A 15,175-nucleotide genomic window follows, 5' to 3' on the forward strand; every position below is an offset into this window, starting at 1 on the left:
GGGGCGCGGGGAACTGCGCGGCCAGCCACGAACCCCCCGCAGCCGCCATCTCACAGAACCCCCCGCCCCTCGGGCGACGCCCAACCCCCCGCACGGAAAAGTGCCCTCAGCCGAAAACGACCGTCCGCCGGCCGTTGAGCAGGATGCGGCGCTCCGCATGCCACTTCACCGCGCGCGCCAGCGCCTGGCACTCCACGTCGCGGCCGATCGCGACCAGCTGGTCGGGGGTGACGTCGTGGCCGACCCGTTCGACCTCCTGCTCGATGATCGGGCCCTCGTCCAGGTCCGCCGTGACGTAGTGCGCCGTCGCACCGATCAGCTTCACGCCCCGCGCGTGCGCCTGGTGGTACGGCTTCGCACCCTTGAAGCTCGGCAGGAACGAGTGGTGGATGTTGATGATCCGGCCGCTCAGCTGCTTGCACAGGTCGTCCGAGAGGACCTGCATGTAGCGCGCCAGCACCACCAGTTCGACGTTCTCCTCGCGGACGAGGTCGAGCAGGTGGGCCTCGGCGTCGGCCTTCGTCTCCTTCGTCACCGGGATGTGGTGGAAGGGGATGTGGTACGAGTCCACCAGCTCCGCGAAGTCGGTGTGGTTGGAGACCACGGCCGCGATGTCCACCGGCAGGGCGCCGATACGGGCGCGGAAGAGCAGGTCGTTGAGGCAGTGGCCGAACTTGCTGACCATGAGGACGATGCGCATCCGCTCGTCGGCCCGGTTGATCTGCCAGTCCATGTGGAAGGAGTCACCGATCGCCGCGAAGCTCGCCCGCAGCTTGTCGACCGTCACCGGCGCGTCGGCCGAGAAGTGCACGCGCATGAAGAACAGACCCGTGTCGTGGTCCCCGAACTGCTGGCTGTCCTCGATGTTGCAGCCGGTCATGAACAGATAGCTCGACACGGCGTGCACGATGCCCTTTTTGTCCGGGCACGAGAGGGTGAGGACGTACTGGTCGGCCGGGGCGGCCTGGGCTCGGGTGGACTGATCGGTCATGCACCACAGAATCTCATGCCCCGCCCGCCCCGGCGGTCCCTGTCCGCCACGCGGACCGGCGGCTCAGGCGGTCCGGGTCATGATCTGCAGCACGTCGAGGCTGCGCGGCGGGACGTCCGGATCGTCGCCGTCGCTCGCCGCCAGGCGTATGTGCGCGTCCCGGGCGGCCCGGACCGCGTCCGGCCACCCCTGGTGGTCGAGGTACGCGGAGACCTGCGCGTCCGGCCCCACCTGGTGCATGATCCGCAGCACCCGCAGCACGGCGGTGTCGACGAGCGCCGCCTCCTGCGAGTCGCGGAATATCGTCCCGACGTATTTCTCCGCGGACCAGTTGTCCAGCCAGGTGTCCTCGACCAGCCGGTAGACCGCGTCGGTCACGTCCCCGTACCCCTCCTGCCCGGCCAGCCAGACGTTCCGCTGGAAGTCCGGGTCGGAGAGCATGTGCAGCGCGGAGCGCACATTGCTGCGCCAGCGCCACCACGGCATGTCGTTGAGTGGCATGCCGCCCATGGTGGAGGAGCGACGGCCGCGACGGGAAGAGTTCTCCGAACCTTGCACGGTCGTCGATCGTACGTTCCTCGTCACACACCTTTAACAACACCCCCGTAATTCACCTGTACGTCACCCCTCGTTGACCATGGGTCACTTCCGGGTTAGCGATGTGGCGGAATCGTGCGTGTCCATGACCGGCAGGCGCCCCACCTCAAGCACCACCCCCAGCAGCATCCCTTCCGCGGCCCACCGGCGCGTCAGAGCCACCGCTCTCTCCGTCGTGGCCATGACGGCCTGTGCCTCACTCGCGGCCGGCTGCGGCGTCGTCCCGGGGCTGTCGGCCTCGACGGACGACTCCATCAAGGTCATGACCTGGGCGCCACAGGGAACCAGCGCCACCAACAAGCCCGGCATGCCCGCCATGGCCTCCGCCTACATCAAGTGGGTCAACTCCCAGGGCGGCATCCACGGCCACAAGCTCAAGCTCGTCACCTGCAACGACCACAACTCCAGCGTGGGCGCCGCGAACTGCGCCCAGCGCGCGGTCGACGAGAACGTCGTCGCCGTGGTCGGCTCCTACAGCCAGTTCGGCGACTCCTACTTCGCCCCGCTGGAGGGCGCGGCCATTCCCTACATAGGCGGCTACGGCGCGTCGAACGAGGAGTTCACCAGCCCCGTCTCCTACCCGGTCAACGGCGGCTCGCTCACCCTGCTGGCCGGGCTCGGGGAGGCCCTGGCCGACACCTGCGGCCCCGTCACCCTGGTCCGCCCGGACAGCATCGCCGGCGACCAGCTGCCCCAGCTGCTCGACTCGGGCCTGCAGGCGGCCGGCCACGCCAAGGCGATCGACCAGCTCGCGGCCGAGGACCTCACCGAGTACGACCAGCAGTCGCAGAAGGCGCTGCAGAGCGCCAGCTCGGACTCGGGGAAGACCGGCTGCGTGGTGCCCGAGCTCGGTGACCACACGGCCACCTTCATGGACAGCTTCCAGCGGGCCCGCCAGGGCCGCCCGGCCGTGAAGACGGCCGCCGAGGTCGGCAGCGTCGACCAGACGGTGATCAACTCCACCGGCGGCGCGGGCGGCCCGTACGAGGGGTCGTACATCACCGGCTGGTACCCGGTGGCCTCGGACTCGCGCTGGGACGAGATGAAGAAGGTCATCAACGAGGAGGCCTTCGGCGACAACCGGATCGACCCGGCCGACGCCGGCGTGCAGACCACCTGGATCGCCTACCAGGTCCTCACCGCCGCGCTGGAGAAGATCGGCGACGGCGAGGTCAGCGCCGACAGCGTGCGGCACACCCTCAACGACGGCCTGAAGGTCTCCACCGGCGGCCTCACCCCGTCCCTGTCCTGGCCCTACCAGGGCAAGCTGGCCGCGGCCGGCTTCGCCCGGCTGGTCAACGCCGACGTGAACGTCCAGACGGTCAAGAGCGGCCTGCTGCAGTCGGCGAACAAGCAGGCCCTCGACATGACCAAGATCCTGGAGAACGCCGACCTGAGCTGACCGGCACGCGCACCCGCGCGCGCCGGCCGGCCGTGGTCACAGCTGGGTCGGCTGCCGCTGGGTCAGTCCGTACTTGCTCGCGATCGTGTTCCACAGCGCGGCCGCCTTCACCTTCTGGCTGCTGGCGGTGCCGCTCTCGCGGTTGCCGGCGGCGGTCTGGCCGGTGGTGCGGGCCTGGCCCTTGCGGCAGCCGTGTTTGCCCTTGGCCTGGTCGGCCCAGGCCGCGTAGTGGTTGTCGGCGTTCGCGGAGGCCTGCCAGGCCTTGGTGAGGGAGGCGGTCAGCTCGGCGTTGTCCGGCAGCTTGTCGACGGACAGCTTCGACAGCCGGGTGACCAGGTCGGCGCGCTGCTGGGCGGCGTTGCGCAGGTCGGATGCGGAGCCGTCGAGGTTCTTGCACTGCTTGACCTGGGCGACGGCGTTGATCACCGAGGCCCGGCTGCTGCCGCTGTCGGCGAGCAGCTTGTCCAGGGCGACGGCCTGCGCCTTCGCGGGGTCGGCCGCGGCCGACGAGGAACCGTCGGAGGCCGGGGCGGACGCGGCCACCGTCTTGTCGGCGTCGCCGGAGCCCCCGCCGCCCCCGCTGAACAGGGCCCCGGCGCCGATGCCGAGCACGGCGATGCCGATCCCGACGGCCGCGATCAGCGGCACCTTCGACCTGCCGCCCCGGCCACCGCGGCCGCCGTCGTCGTCATGGTCGTAGGACGCCGGGGGCGGGGTGTACGCCGGCGGCTGCTGGTAGGCGCCGTTCTGGGGCTGCTGCTGGAAGCGCGGCAGCTGGGCCGTGGACGCGGCCGGGGGCTCGCCGCCGGGCGCGCTGCGGAAGAGGTTGTCGAACTCGGCGGGCGGCTGCCGGTCGGCGCCGCCGTCCTGCGGGCCGGCGGCCGGGTACGGCGCGATGTACTGCGTGGCGTCGGCGTCGGCGTGCGCCGCGGGGGCGGGCGGGCCGCCGAGGTAGGTGGTCTGCTCGTGGGACATCTCGGGCGGCAGCGCCCCGGGACCCACCGGCGGTATGAGCTGGGTGGCCCCCTCGGAGGCCGCCGGCACCGGCGGTATGTACTGCGTGGCGCCCTCGCCCACCGGCGCGGGCGGCACTGGCGGAAGGAACTGGGTGGCGCCCTCGTCGGCGGGCGGCAGCGCACCGCCGTAGCCGCCGTGGCCCCCCTGCGGGACGGCGGGCGGCAGCGCGGCGCCCGGAGCGCCGTAGGGGTCCTGGCCGAGGGCCTGGGGCAGCGGGGCGCCGTACGGCTGCTGGGGCTGGGGAGCGCCGTAGCCGTACGACTGCTCGTAGCCGCCGCCGTACGACGGGGCGGGCGCTCCCTCCGGCGGGAGCGGACCGGCGCCGGGGGCCTGGGCCTGGGGCTGGTCGGTGTGGGGCCGGGCGGCATGCGGCTGGGCGGCCTGCGACTGGGCCGCGTGCGACTGGGCGCTCCAGGCGGCCGGGAGCTGCTCCGGAGCGGCCCACTCCTGGCCGGCCGCCTGCGGCCAGCCCTGGCCGGGCTGCTGGGGCTGCGGGCCCTGCTGGTGGCCGGGGCCCCACGGCTGGCCCCACGACTGGCCCTCGGGCGGCGCGGCGGCCGGCGCGGGCGGCTGCGCTGCGGGGACGGGTCCGCCCGTCATACCCGGCAGCAGCGGCTCGCCACCGTCGGAGGGCAGCACGATGCCTTCGCGCGCGGGCTCGCCCTGTCCACTCTGCGTCACCGGGACTCCTACTAATGGGGGACCTTGTGAATCGGGCTCACGCTACCGGGTCACCTCAGCAGGGTGCCACGCAGCCAAGGGCGCGATCTTGTTCCCTGTGACAGCAGTAACAAAACCGCCCCGCGGTGCGCTGTACATGCCGCTTCTTGCGCGACAAGGCGTGGTTTCCCACATGTTCACGCAACCGCGGGGCAGGAATTCATGCGGCCGCCTGCAGATCCAGACGCGCTCCGAACTCCCTGACCACGGGTTCGTCCCGGAACGGCTCCAACCGCTGCTGGAAGTCCTCCAGGTACTCGGCACCCCGGTTGGAGCGGACCGTCTCCAGCAGCTCGACCGCCTTCGTCCCGGTGGCACAGGCCTGTTCGATCTCGCGCTGCTGCACCTGCGCTGTGGCGAGGAGCACATAGCCGATCGCCCGGCGCCGCGCCCGGGTCTCCGGGTGCCCGTCCAGCGACTGCTGCGCGCACCGGGCGGCCGCCTCGGCCTGGCCCAGGTCGCGGTGGCAGTGCGCCAACTCGTCGGCCAGATAGGCCTCGTCGAAGTGCCTGATCCACGCCGGGTCGTCCCCGGACGCCGGATCGGCCGCCTCCATCGCCGACACCGCCCGCCCGGACGCCACCTGAGCCGACCGCACATCGCCCAGCAGGGCATGGCCGCGGGCCTCGGCCGCGAAGAACATCGCCTCCGCACGGGGGGTCACGCGACCCCGCGCCCCCTCCTGCGCCGCCCGCGCCAACTGGGCGATCTCGCGCGGGTTTCCGAGCTGCGCGGCGAGGTGGCTCATGGAGGACGCGAGCACGTAGCCGCCGTAGCCACGGTCGCCGGCCGCCTGCGCGAGGCGCAGCGACTGGATGTAGTACCGCTGGGCCAGCCCGGGTTGACCGGTGTCGACGGCCATGTACCCGGCCAGCTCGGTGAGCCGGGCGACCGCGGCGAACAACTCCCGTCCCACGGACTCCCGGTAGGACCCGGCCAGCAGCCCGGACACGACACTGTTGAGGTAGTGCACGACGACCGGGCGCACATGCCCGCTGCCGAACTGGTGGTCGAGGTCGGTGAGCGCCTGCGTCATCGCCTTCACCGCCGCGACGTCCGACTGCCCGACCCGCGGCCCCGCCTGCCGCGCCACCTGCGCGTCCGGCGCCGAGATCAGCCAGTCCCGGCTGGGCTCCACCAGCGCGGACGCGGCGACCGACGAACCGGACAGGAAGTCCCGGCGCCCCACGTCGCTGCGCCACAGCTCGCAGACCTGCTCGATGGCCCCCAGTACCGTCGGCGAGAACTGGAGACCGACGCCCGACGCGAGGTTCTTGCCGTTGGCCATGCCGATCTCGTCGATCGTGACCGTACGGCCCAGCTTGCGCCCCAGCGCCTCGGCGATGATCGCGGGCGCCCGGCCCCGCGGCTGCTGGCCGCGCAGCCAGCGCGCCACGGACGTCTTGTCGTACCGCAGGTCGAGACCGTGCTCGGCGCCGCACATGTTGACCCGGCGGGCCAGCCCGGCGTTCGAGCACCCCGCCTCCTGGATGAGCGCCTGCAACCGTTCGTTCGGCTGCCGCGCGACAAGCGGCCTTGCGGCCATGGCGTACCCCCTGCGAACTCCCTGTAGGGAAAAGATCCGGCCTTTGCGATCACTGCCCAGCGGACATACCGAAAATGCGGGACATGCGAGGATTGCCGGGTAAAGGCAGCGGAATTGCGGGGACGACCGCCACCGACCCCCCACGTGTGACTACCCGCTCACGCCCCGGTTCCTCCTGCGCGCCCCCACACATGCATCCATGCGCCCCAGTTGCGGAGAAGATGCTCCTCCCCCGCGCGCGTTACGCCCGTAACTCCAGGTGGGTGCGGGAGTTGTGTTGAGCGTGGAAGAGACGATCGTCGGCGCCGAAGCCGCTCAGATTCCGAAGCAGCGCGGGGAATCGCTGCTGGACACCGCCGTACGCTACGCCGAGGAGCGCCACTGGGACGTCTTCCCCGGCACCTGGCTGGAAGCGGTCGAGGGGGTGCAACGCTGTTCCTGTGGTGAGGTCGCGTGCGTCGCGCCCGGCGCGCACGCGGCGCGCCCGGACTGGGCGACGCAGGCCACCGGCAGTGCGACGGTGGCGCGCCGGATGTGGCAGAAGCAGCCGACGGCGTCGATCCTGCTGCCGACGGGACGTACCTTCGACGCGCTGTCCGTCCCGGAGACGGCGGGGTTTCTCGCGCTGGCGCGCATGGAGCGGATGGAGCTGACGCTGGGGCCGGTGACCCTGACGCCCGACCGCCGGATGCAGTTCTTCGTTCTTCCCGGGGCGTCGGTGAAGGTTCCGGATCTGGTCCGCAAGCTGGGCTGGTCGCCCGCGTCGCTGGACCTCACGGCGCTGGGCGAGGGTGCGTACGTGCCGGCGCCGCCGACGCGGTACGGGTCGCGGGGGGCCGTGCAGTGGGCGTGCCGGCCGACGGCTGCGAACCGGTGGCTGCCGGATGCGGAGGAGCTGATCTCGCCGTTGGCGTATGCGTGCGGGAGGGATCGGTAGGGCGCCTATGGGGCTGCCGGGTGCGGTGTGTGCGCGAGTACAGGTCGCGTGTGGTTGCTCGCGCAGTTCCTCCCCCAGCCTTCGGCCGGGGGCACCCCCAGCACCCATTACGGGGCGCTGTCCAGCCGCCCCTCTCACAGCTGCCCAGCTGCGGGCAGGCGTGCCGCAGGGCGGCACGGGTGGGCGCAGCGGCACCCTGCCGGCGCCGGTAAGCGACACCCCCCGCCTCAGCCCCCACCCACCCGCACCCTCGAAACCTCGCCGCCCCCTTAGGGTTCATCCATGACCGATGCCGTACGTGTTCGTGGGCTCTGGAAACGGTTTGGGCAGCAGGTGGCCGTCGGCGGGATCGACCTGTCGTTGCCGGCCGGGAAGTTCGTCGGGCTCGTCGGACCCAACGGCGCCGGCAAGACCACCACCCTCTCGATGGTGACCGGACTGCTCCGCCCGGATCAGGGCTCCGTCGAGGTCGTCGGCCACGACGTGTGGCGGGACCCGGTGGCCGTGAAGGCCCGCATCGGCGTCCTCCCCGAAGGCCTCCGGCTCTTCGAGCGGCTCTCCGGCCGCGAACTGCTCGGCTACTCCGGCCGCCTGCGCGGCCTCCCCGGCGCCGAGGTCGACAAGCGGGCCACCCAGCTCCTCGACGTGCTCGACCTGGCCGGCGCCCAGCACAAACTCGTCGTCGACTACTCGACCGGCATGCGCAAGAAGATCGGGCTCGCCGCCGCTCTCCTCCACAACCCCGAAGTCCTCTTCCTGGACGAGCCGTTCGAGGGCGTCGACCCGGTGTCCGCGCAGACCATCCGCGGCGTCCTGGAGCGGTACACCGCCTCCGGCGCGACCGTGGTCTTCTCCTCCCACGTCATGGAGCTCGTCGAGTCGCTGTGCGACTGGGTCGCGGTGCTGGCGGCCGGCCGGATCCGCGCGACCGGGACGCTGGAAGAAGTACGCGGGGCGCATCCCAACCTCCAGGCCGCGTTCCTCGAACTCGTCGGGGCGAGCGGGCGGGACGCGGCCTCCGACCTGGACTGGCTGGGCGGCGGGGCGGCCCGATGACCGACGTGACCGCCACCGTCGTACGGCTGAAGCTGTCGCTGCTGCGCAACGGGCTGCGGCAGTCCGGCGGCCGGCGGGCCGCGTTCGTCGCGTCGGCGGTCGCCGCGCTGCTGTTCGCGGCCCTGCAACTGCTGGGCCTGGTCCTCCTGCGCGGCCACGCGCACGCGGACGCGGTGGCCGTCCTGGGGGCCGCCGTGCTGGCGCTGGGGTGGGCCTTCATGCCGCTGTTCTTCCCGGGCGGCGACGAGACCCTGGACCCGACCCGGCTGGCGATGCTCCCGCTGCGGCCCCGGCCGCTGGTACGGGCCCTGCTGGCCGCCTCGCTGGTCGGCATCGGTCCGCTGTTCAGCCTGGTGCTGCTGGTGGGCTGCGCGGTGTCGGTGGCGCACGGTGCGGCCGGCTACGGCGTCGCGGTCGTCGCCGTGGCCCTCGCCCTGCTGGTCTGCGTGGCCCTCGCGCGCGCCGTGGCCACCGCGAACGTCCGGCTGCTCAGCAGCCGCAAGGGACGTGACCTGGCCGTCCTGAGCGGCCTGGTCATCGCCGTCGGGGCGCAGCTCGTCAACTTCGGCGCGCAGAGCCTCGGTTCGGCCGGACTGGGACGGCTCGCGCCGGTGGCCGACGTGGTGCGGTGGCTGCCGCCCGCGTCGGCGATCGGCGCGGTGCACTCGGCGAGCGAGGGATCGTACGGCACGGCGGTCCTCCAGCTCGCCCTGTCCCTCGCCGCGCTGGTGCTGCTCGTCGGCGCCTGGGCCCGGACGCTGACCCGGCTGATGACCTCACCCGACGGTTCCACGCTCCAGGCGCCCGACGCGGCCACCCGGAGCCGTTCACCGGAAGGCGGCGGTCTGGGGCGGCGGCTGCCCGGCGGGCGCACCGGTACGGTCATGGCGCGCAGCCTGCGTTACGTCTGGCGCGACCCCAAGACCAAGGCCGCCTGGGTGACCTCGCTGGCCATCGGCCTGATCGTGCCCGTCTTCAATGCCCTGCAGGGCACCGGGTCGATCTACTTCGCGTGCTTCGCCGCCGGGATGCTCGGCATCCAGATGTACAACCAGTTCGGGCAGGACACCTCCGCCTTCTGGATGGTGGCGACGACCATCTCGTCCCCGCGGGACGCCTACGCCGAACTGCGCGGGCGGGCGCTGGCCCTGCTGCTGATCACCCTGCCGTACGCCACGCTGGTGACCGTCCTGACCACGGCCCTGCTGGGCGACTGGCCCCGGCTGCCCGAGGTGCTCGGCCTCTCCTTCGCCCTGCTCGGCGCGATGCTGGCGACCGGCGCCTGGACCTCCGCCCGCTTCCCGTACTCCATCCCCCAGGAGGGCCACAAGAACGTCGCCCCCGGCCAGGCCGGCCTCGCCTGGATCGCGATCTTCGGCGGCATGGTCTCGGCGGCCCTGCTGTGCTCACCCGTCATCGCCCTGACGATCGCACTGAACGTCAGCGCGGGGGGCGACGAGTGGACCTGGCTGCTGCTGCCGGTGGGCGCGGCCTACGGCGCGACGATCACGTGGGCGGGACTGCGCGCGGCGGCCCCGCGCACGGCGGCCTGCTTGCCCGAGATCCTGCTCGCCGTCAGCAAGGGTTAGCTGCAGCACCGCGCCCCGTAATGGGCGCTGGGGGTACCCCCGGCCGAAGGCTGGGGGAGGAACTGCGCGAGCAACCACCACGCACCCGCACCCGCACCCGCCGAACCTCCCGCACTCCCTCCCCCAGAGGCGCCCTTCACTCCCCCACCCGATCAAGAAACGGCTCAACGGCCGCCCGCCAAGCCTCCGGCCGGTCATAAGGCAACAGATGCCCGGCGTCCGCCACCTCGGCGTACTCCCCTCGGGGCAGCACCCGGACCATCTCCTGCGCCTCCGCCCGCCCCAGCTCGCCGTCCACCCCGCGCACGACCAGCGTGGGGCACGGCACCTGGGCCAGCTCCTCCCAGTGCGCGTCGTACACCCAGGTCTCCCGGGACCTCAGCATCCGGTCGGGATCGAACACGGGCCGCCAGCCGTCGGCGCACTCGTGCATCACCTCGGCGTAGAACTCCCCGCGCGCGGGGTTCGGCCGCTCCACCCAGGGATCGTCCTCGCCGAACCACTTGCGTACGTCGGCGAGCGTGGCGAAGGGAACGGGCCACGACCTGAACCAGTCGGCCCACTCGCGCTGCGAGGCCGCGCCGAGCGCGGAGGCCCGCATGTCGCAGATGATCAGGCCCCGCACCAGTTCGGGGCGCTTCGCGGCGAGCTGCCAGGCGGTCAGCGCGCCCATGGCGTGGCCGATGAGCACGGCCGGGGCGAGGTCCAGCTGCTCGACGGCGGCCGCGGCGTCCTCGACGTACGCCTCGCGGGTGTAGGCGGCCTGCGGGGGCTTGTCGCTCTGGCCGTGGCCGCGCTGGTCCAGGGCGACGGCACGGTGGCGGTCGGCGAGCCAGCGGGCGGTGGACGCCCAGTGCGAGGCGCGGCCCATCAGGCCGTGCAGTAACAGCACACCGGGAGACGAGTGGGCCGGATCCTCCGCCTTGGGCGGGTCCGCGAACTCCCAGGCGGCGAGGTGTACGCCGCCGGCTCCTGTCACGTCGATGCGCCGTGCCATGGGCCTGGCACCCCCCTAGCTCCGCGTGCCTAGTGTCGCCTCGTATCGCTTCGTGGTGCTCCGGTACCGCTGCAGACTATCGAACTCCTATTCGAAAATCGGGTTCCTGCGGTCAACACCCCTCATTCGAGTGACCCCCGCCCAGGCATGATCGGCGCCGGCGGGGGGATTTGTTCTGCGGGGGGCGGACCGCTCGGGGAAAACGGTCCGAGGGGATGACCCTGAGAGCTCGGGGCTCCGGGTCAGCACTGGGGAGGACAGGCCCCGGTACCGAAAGGTACCGGGGCCAATCCCACGTCTTCGGCACATCCTCCCCGCCCCCCTCAGGTCATATGCCTCTCGCGACAGCCTTGCACGCGAAACGTTCCGGCGCTGCGATTCGGCACACTGAATCTTGGATTCGACGCGTTCGACACACCGGGGCGGGGCACCGAAGGCAAGGGCCAACTCCCGCACAGGAAACGGAAGTTGAATGATCATCCGACTACGACGGCGCTCCGGCTTCGACCGTGCTCCGGCTTCGACGGCGCTCCGGTTCCGGCGCTCAGCGCTTGGCGACGAACACGTGGGAGGCGACGTCCGCCTCCAGCTCGGCCGCCTCGCCGCCACTGCCCACCAGCACCCCGCCGGCCGCCTCCGTCACGCTCACCACCGAACCGGGCTGCACACCCGCCCGCCGCAGCGTGTACATCAGCTGCGCGTCGGTCTGGATCGGCTCGCCGATCCGGCGCACCACCACCGTCTTGCCGTCCGCGCCCGGGTCCAGGTCGGCCAGCGACACCATGCTCTCGTCCAGGAACGGGTCCGCGCCGTCCTTCTCGCCCAGCTCCTCCAGGCCCGGGATCGGATTGCCGTACGGCGACTCGGTCGGGTGCCGCAGCAGCTCCAGGACGCGCCGCTCCACGGCCTCGCTCATCACGTGCTCCCAGCGACACGCCTCGGCGTGCACCTGCTCCCACTCCAGGCCGATCACGTCGACCAGCAGGCACTCGGCGAGCCGGTGCTTGCGCATCACACGCGTCGCCAGCCTGCGCCCCTCGTCGGTCAGCTCCAGGTGCCGGTCGGTGGCGACGGACACCAGACCGTCCCGCTCCATCCGCGCCACCGTCTGGCTCACCGTCGGCCCGCTCTGGTCGAGCCGCTCCGCGATGCGGGCGCGCATGGGGACGACGCCTTCCTCTTCGAGCTCGAGGATGGTGCGGAGATACATCTCCGTGGTGTCGATCAGTCCGGACATTCGTGCCCCTCGATTACCTCTGCCGGAAGCCCCGGCGGCGTGCGCTGGCCCTGCAACCAATTCTGCCGGATCCCACTGACAAGCGGGGGACACCGGAGGAACGGGGGCGCGGGCCGTCCTTCGCCCGCCGGCCGGTGGGGGCTGGTCGCGCAGTTCCCCGCGCCCCTGAGGGGCGCTGTCCCGGCCGTTTCCTTCAGCCGCGGGCAGTCGCACGGAACCACCGGCCGTATTGACACCACACTGGTCCAGACCTGAGGGTGATCCGCGACACAGAGACACAGACGCTGACGCTGCGAAGGGGCACCGCATGAGCGACGGCACGCCCGCCGACCTGTTCTTCGACGCCGCCATCGGCCTCCTGCAACGGGTCCGCGACGAGGAGGCCGAGGCCATCGCCGCGGCCGGCACCCTCCTCGCCGACACCGTCACCTCCGGCGGCCGCCTCTTCGCCTTCGGCGCCGGGCACTCCTCCCTCGCCGCCCAGGACGTCGTCTACCGCGCCGGCGGCCTCGCCCTCATGAACCTCCTCGCCGCCCCCGGCCTCGTCGGCGTCGACGTGATGCCCGCCACCCTCGGCTCCCGCCTCGAACGCGTCGACGGACTCGCCACCGCCGTCCTCGACACCTCACCCCTGCGCGCCGGCGACGCCCTCGTGATCATCTCCCTGTCCGGCCGCAACGCCCTGCCCGTCGAGATGGCCATCAGCGCCCGCGACCGCGGCGCCAAGGTCATCGGCGTCACATCGGTCGCGTACGCCGGCGAGACCACCTCCCGGCACACCTCCGGCACCTACCTCAAGGACCACTGCGACATCGTCCTCGACTCGAAGATCGCCGTCGGCGACGCCGAGCTCACCCTCGACACCATCCCGGCCCCCTTCGCACCCGCCTCCACGGTCGTCACCAGCGCCCTGCTCCAGGCGGTCCTGGCCACCACCGCCGCCACCCTCGCCGACCGCGGCACCGAACCCCCGCTGCTGCGCTCCGGCAACGTCGACGGCGGCCACGAATGGAACGCCCGCGTGTTCGAGGAGTACCGCGACCGGATCTTCTACCGGCAATGAAGCCGCCGGCCGCTACTGCTGCCGGTCCTTCACGAGGTGGGCGAGATCCAGCGCGGTAGCGATGCGTACCCCCACGTCCTCGGCGTACGTCGCGTCGGCCCGCTCGAAACGGCTGCGGCCCGCCCCGCGCAGGAACGTCACCACACCCAGCGTCCGCCCCCGGCTGCGCAGCACCGCGCACAACGCGTGCACCGCGTCCCCGGGCCACTGCCGCTCCAGCGCCCAGGCCCTCGCCCGGTCAAGCGGCACCGAACCGGCATCCGCCCGCACACTCCCGGCCCGCGCCACGCACTGCAACGCCGGATGCCCCTCCTCGTAGCGCACCGGCAGCCCCGCCGCGCCCGTCAGCATGCTCGGCCCCGGCGCCCCCGACGGCGTGGCCGCGATCCGCACCAGCCGCACCGGCCCCACCTCACCGTCGGCCCGGGAACCGCCCACCACCCGGTCGATCACCGCATGGTCGGCGAACCCGGCCAGCGCGAAGTCCAGATGGACGGTGGCCGCCTCCGCCGGGTCCTCGCACTCCGCGGCCGCACGGGCCGCACGATGCAGCTGGTTGGCCCGGAAGCGCAGCATCGCCGCCTCCTGCTCGGCGTGCTTGGCCTCCGTGACGTCCTGGAACAGCCAGCCGACCCCGAGCGGCACCGGCTCCTCCGCAAGCGGCGACGCCAGCCGCAGGAACCCCGACCGCCAGCAGCGCCGCTGCTCCCCCTCCGGCGTCCGCACGCTCAGCCACATCTCGGCCGGCGCGGGCGGCGCCCCCTCGGCCAGCACATGCGTCAGCGCGCTCTCCAGGTCCTCGACACCCAGCGCCAGCAACTCCCCCAGCGGCCGCCCGAGCGCCGACGTACGCCCGGTACCGAGCGCCCGCGCGGCATACGCGTTGACCACGGCGGGCCGCAGATCCGCGTCCACGACGACCACACCCCAGGCCGCGTCCTCGAACAGCGCCTCGCTCAGCGCGATCGACCGCTCCAGGTCGATCTGCGCGTGCACCTCGCTGAACGCGCAGTACACCCCCGCCGGCTTCCCGTCCGGCCCGCGCACGGCCGCCGACTGCGTCCGTACGAGCACCCGTCCGCCGTCCTTCGTGAGCAGCGCGAACTCGTGCACCTGACGCCCCGGGGCATGCATGGCCGACAGCAGCCGCCCCTCCACCTCGTCGGCGTCCGCCTCCCGCACCGCCCACCCGGCGAACCCGTGCCGGCCCACCGCCTCGGCCGCCGTCCACCCCAGAATCCGCTCGGCCTCGCGGTTCCAGTGCGTGACGAAACCGTCCGCGTCGAAGGCACACAGTGCCGCGTCCATGCCGTCGAGCAGCGCCGCGAGCAGGTCGGAACCACCCGAGTCCTCCGGAACATCCCGCTCCGACTCCGGCTCGGGCTCGTCGGGCCCCAACTCGTCCGTGGCCCCACTACGCCGGGAAGCACTCACCTGGACCCCCATCAGGCTCACTCACTGCCCTTCATTCAACTCGAACGTGACGCAGCCCACACTGTGTTCCCGCAAGATTGAAGGAATCGTTGCAACCCACCGCCCGCCGCCCCCTCACAGCGCGAGCCGCAGATCCACCCACTCGTCCCCCTCCCCGTCGAGCACATACCGCTCCACCTCGGCAAACCCGTACCGCCGCGCGAACCGCAACCCGTCCTCGTTGACGCCCAGCACACACGTCTCGACGACCTCGGCCCCCTGCACACGCGCGTACCCGAGCGCATGCTCGTACAAGGCCGCCCCGAACCCCCGCCGCCGAAACTCCGGCAACACCCGCGCGATCACCGTCACCACCCCACCGACGACAGGCCGCACGGTCGAACACCCCACCAGCACCTCCCCGTCGTACGCGTTCTCCAGCCGATACCCACGCGCAAGCCGCTCCCGCGCCTCCCCGACCGACATCGCAGCAGGCGGCACGACGACGTTGTGCACATACAGCCACTCCTCCAGCGCCTCGTCCCCGCCCACAAGCCCCACCCGGAACCCGCTCACGCCGCACCCTCCGACTCAGAAACCGATCAACCAG

Annotated in this window: 13 protein-coding genes; 5 read left to right on the plus strand and 8 right to left on the minus strand. The window is 72.3% G+C overall.

The annotated features are described in order from the left end of the window. Window positions 1–106: 106 nt before the first annotated feature. Complete coding sequence (gene purU, locus ACFY6U_RS26095; RefSeq protein WP_390041972.1) at window positions 107–991, minus strand: formyltetrahydrofolate deformylase; 885 nt, start codon at window positions 989–991, stop codon at window positions 107–109. Window positions 992–1,054: 63 nt separating this feature from the next. Further along, window positions 1,055–1,501: a hypothetical protein gene (locus ACFY6U_RS26100; RefSeq protein WP_390041974.1), complete on the minus strand. Its 447-nt coding sequence runs from the start codon at window positions 1,499–1,501 to the stop codon at window positions 1,055–1,057. Between the two features lie 172 nt (window positions 1,502–1,673). Here ACFY6U_RS26100 and ACFY6U_RS26105 point away from each other — a divergent pair, with 172 nt between their 5' ends. Continuing rightward, entirely contained in the window at window positions 1,674–2,990 is a 1,317-nt protein-coding gene (locus ACFY6U_RS26105) for an ABC transporter substrate-binding protein (RefSeq protein ID WP_390041976.1), read from the plus strand. 36 nt (window positions 2,991–3,026) lie between these two features. On the opposite strand, the gene ACFY6U_RS26110 is transcribed toward ACFY6U_RS26105, so the two are convergent. Together ACFY6U_RS26110 and ACFY6U_RS26115 are read right to left on the minus strand one after the other, a co-directional pair. After that, window positions 3,027–4,688 (minus strand): hypothetical protein, encoded by a 1,662-nt coding sequence (locus tag ACFY6U_RS26110; RefSeq protein ID WP_390041978.1) that lies wholly within the window; start codon window positions 4,686–4,688, stop codon window positions 3,027–3,029. A gap of 199 nt (window positions 4,689–4,887) precedes the next feature. After that, window positions 4,888–6,273, minus strand: coding sequence for a transcriptional regulator (locus ACFY6U_RS26115; protein WP_366356063.1), 1,386 nt, complete (start codon window positions 6,271–6,273; stop codon window positions 4,888–4,890). Between the two features lie 274 nt (window positions 6,274–6,547). On the opposite strand from ACFY6U_RS26115, the gene ACFY6U_RS26120 reads away from it, so the two are divergent. From ACFY6U_RS26120 to ACFY6U_RS26130, 3 genes are all read left to right on the plus strand, one after another. Further along, window positions 6,548–7,210 (plus strand): bifunctional DNA primase/polymerase, encoded by a 663-nt coding sequence (locus tag ACFY6U_RS26120; RefSeq protein WP_390041980.1) that lies wholly within the window; start codon window positions 6,548–6,550, stop codon window positions 7,208–7,210. 282 nt (window positions 7,211–7,492) lie between these two features. After that, on the plus strand, window positions 7,493–8,266 hold the full coding sequence (locus ACFY6U_RS26125; RefSeq protein ID WP_351484209.1) for an ABC transporter ATP-binding protein: 774 nt from the start codon (window positions 7,493–7,495) through the stop codon (window positions 8,264–8,266). Continuing rightward, window positions 8,263–9,855, plus strand: coding sequence for a transporter (locus ACFY6U_RS26130; protein WP_390041982.1), 1,593 nt, complete (start codon window positions 8,263–8,265; stop codon window positions 9,853–9,855). The genes ACFY6U_RS26125 and ACFY6U_RS26130 overlap by 4 nt, the downstream gene beginning before the upstream one ends. A gap of 136 nt (window positions 9,856–9,991) precedes the next feature. Here ACFY6U_RS26130 and ACFY6U_RS26135 read toward each other — a convergent pair whose 3' ends face one another. Further along, window positions 9,992–10,852 carry an alpha/beta fold hydrolase gene (locus ACFY6U_RS26135; RefSeq protein WP_390041984.1) on the minus strand — a complete coding sequence of 287 codons (861 nt, stop codon included), beginning with the start codon at window positions 10,850–10,852 and terminating at the stop codon, window positions 9,992–9,994. A 544-nt stretch (window positions 10,853–11,396) separates the two neighbouring features. Then, complete coding sequence (locus ACFY6U_RS26140; RefSeq protein ID WP_093501586.1) at window positions 11,397–12,089, minus strand: metal-dependent transcriptional regulator; 693 nt, start codon at window positions 12,087–12,089, stop codon at window positions 11,397–11,399. A gap of 307 nt (window positions 12,090–12,396) precedes the next feature. On the opposite strand from ACFY6U_RS26140, the gene ACFY6U_RS26145 reads away from it, so the two are divergent. Beyond that, window positions 12,397–13,152 carry an SIS domain-containing protein gene (locus ACFY6U_RS26145; protein WP_390041986.1) on the plus strand — a complete coding sequence of 252 codons (756 nt, stop codon included), beginning with the start codon at window positions 12,397–12,399 and terminating at the stop codon, window positions 13,150–13,152. Window positions 13,153–13,164: 12 nt separating this feature from the next. On the opposite strand, the gene ACFY6U_RS26150 is transcribed toward ACFY6U_RS26145, so the two are convergent. Beyond that, complete coding sequence (locus tag ACFY6U_RS26150) at window positions 13,165–14,586, minus strand: PAS domain-containing protein (protein ID WP_390041988.1); 1,422 nt, start codon at window positions 14,584–14,586, stop codon at window positions 13,165–13,167. A gap of 114 nt (window positions 14,587–14,700) precedes the next feature. Then, window positions 14,701–15,141, minus strand: a complete 441-nt coding sequence (locus ACFY6U_RS26155; RefSeq protein ID WP_390041990.1) for a GNAT family N-acetyltransferase — start codon at window positions 15,139–15,141, stop codon at window positions 14,701–14,703. Between the last annotated feature and the right edge of the window lie 34 nt (window positions 15,142–15,175).

Origin of the sequence: Streptomyces sp. NPDC013157, assembly GCF_042899865.1 — a bacterium.
Classification (GTDB): domain Bacteria; phylum Actinomycetota; class Actinomycetes; order Streptomycetales; family Streptomycetaceae; genus Streptomyces.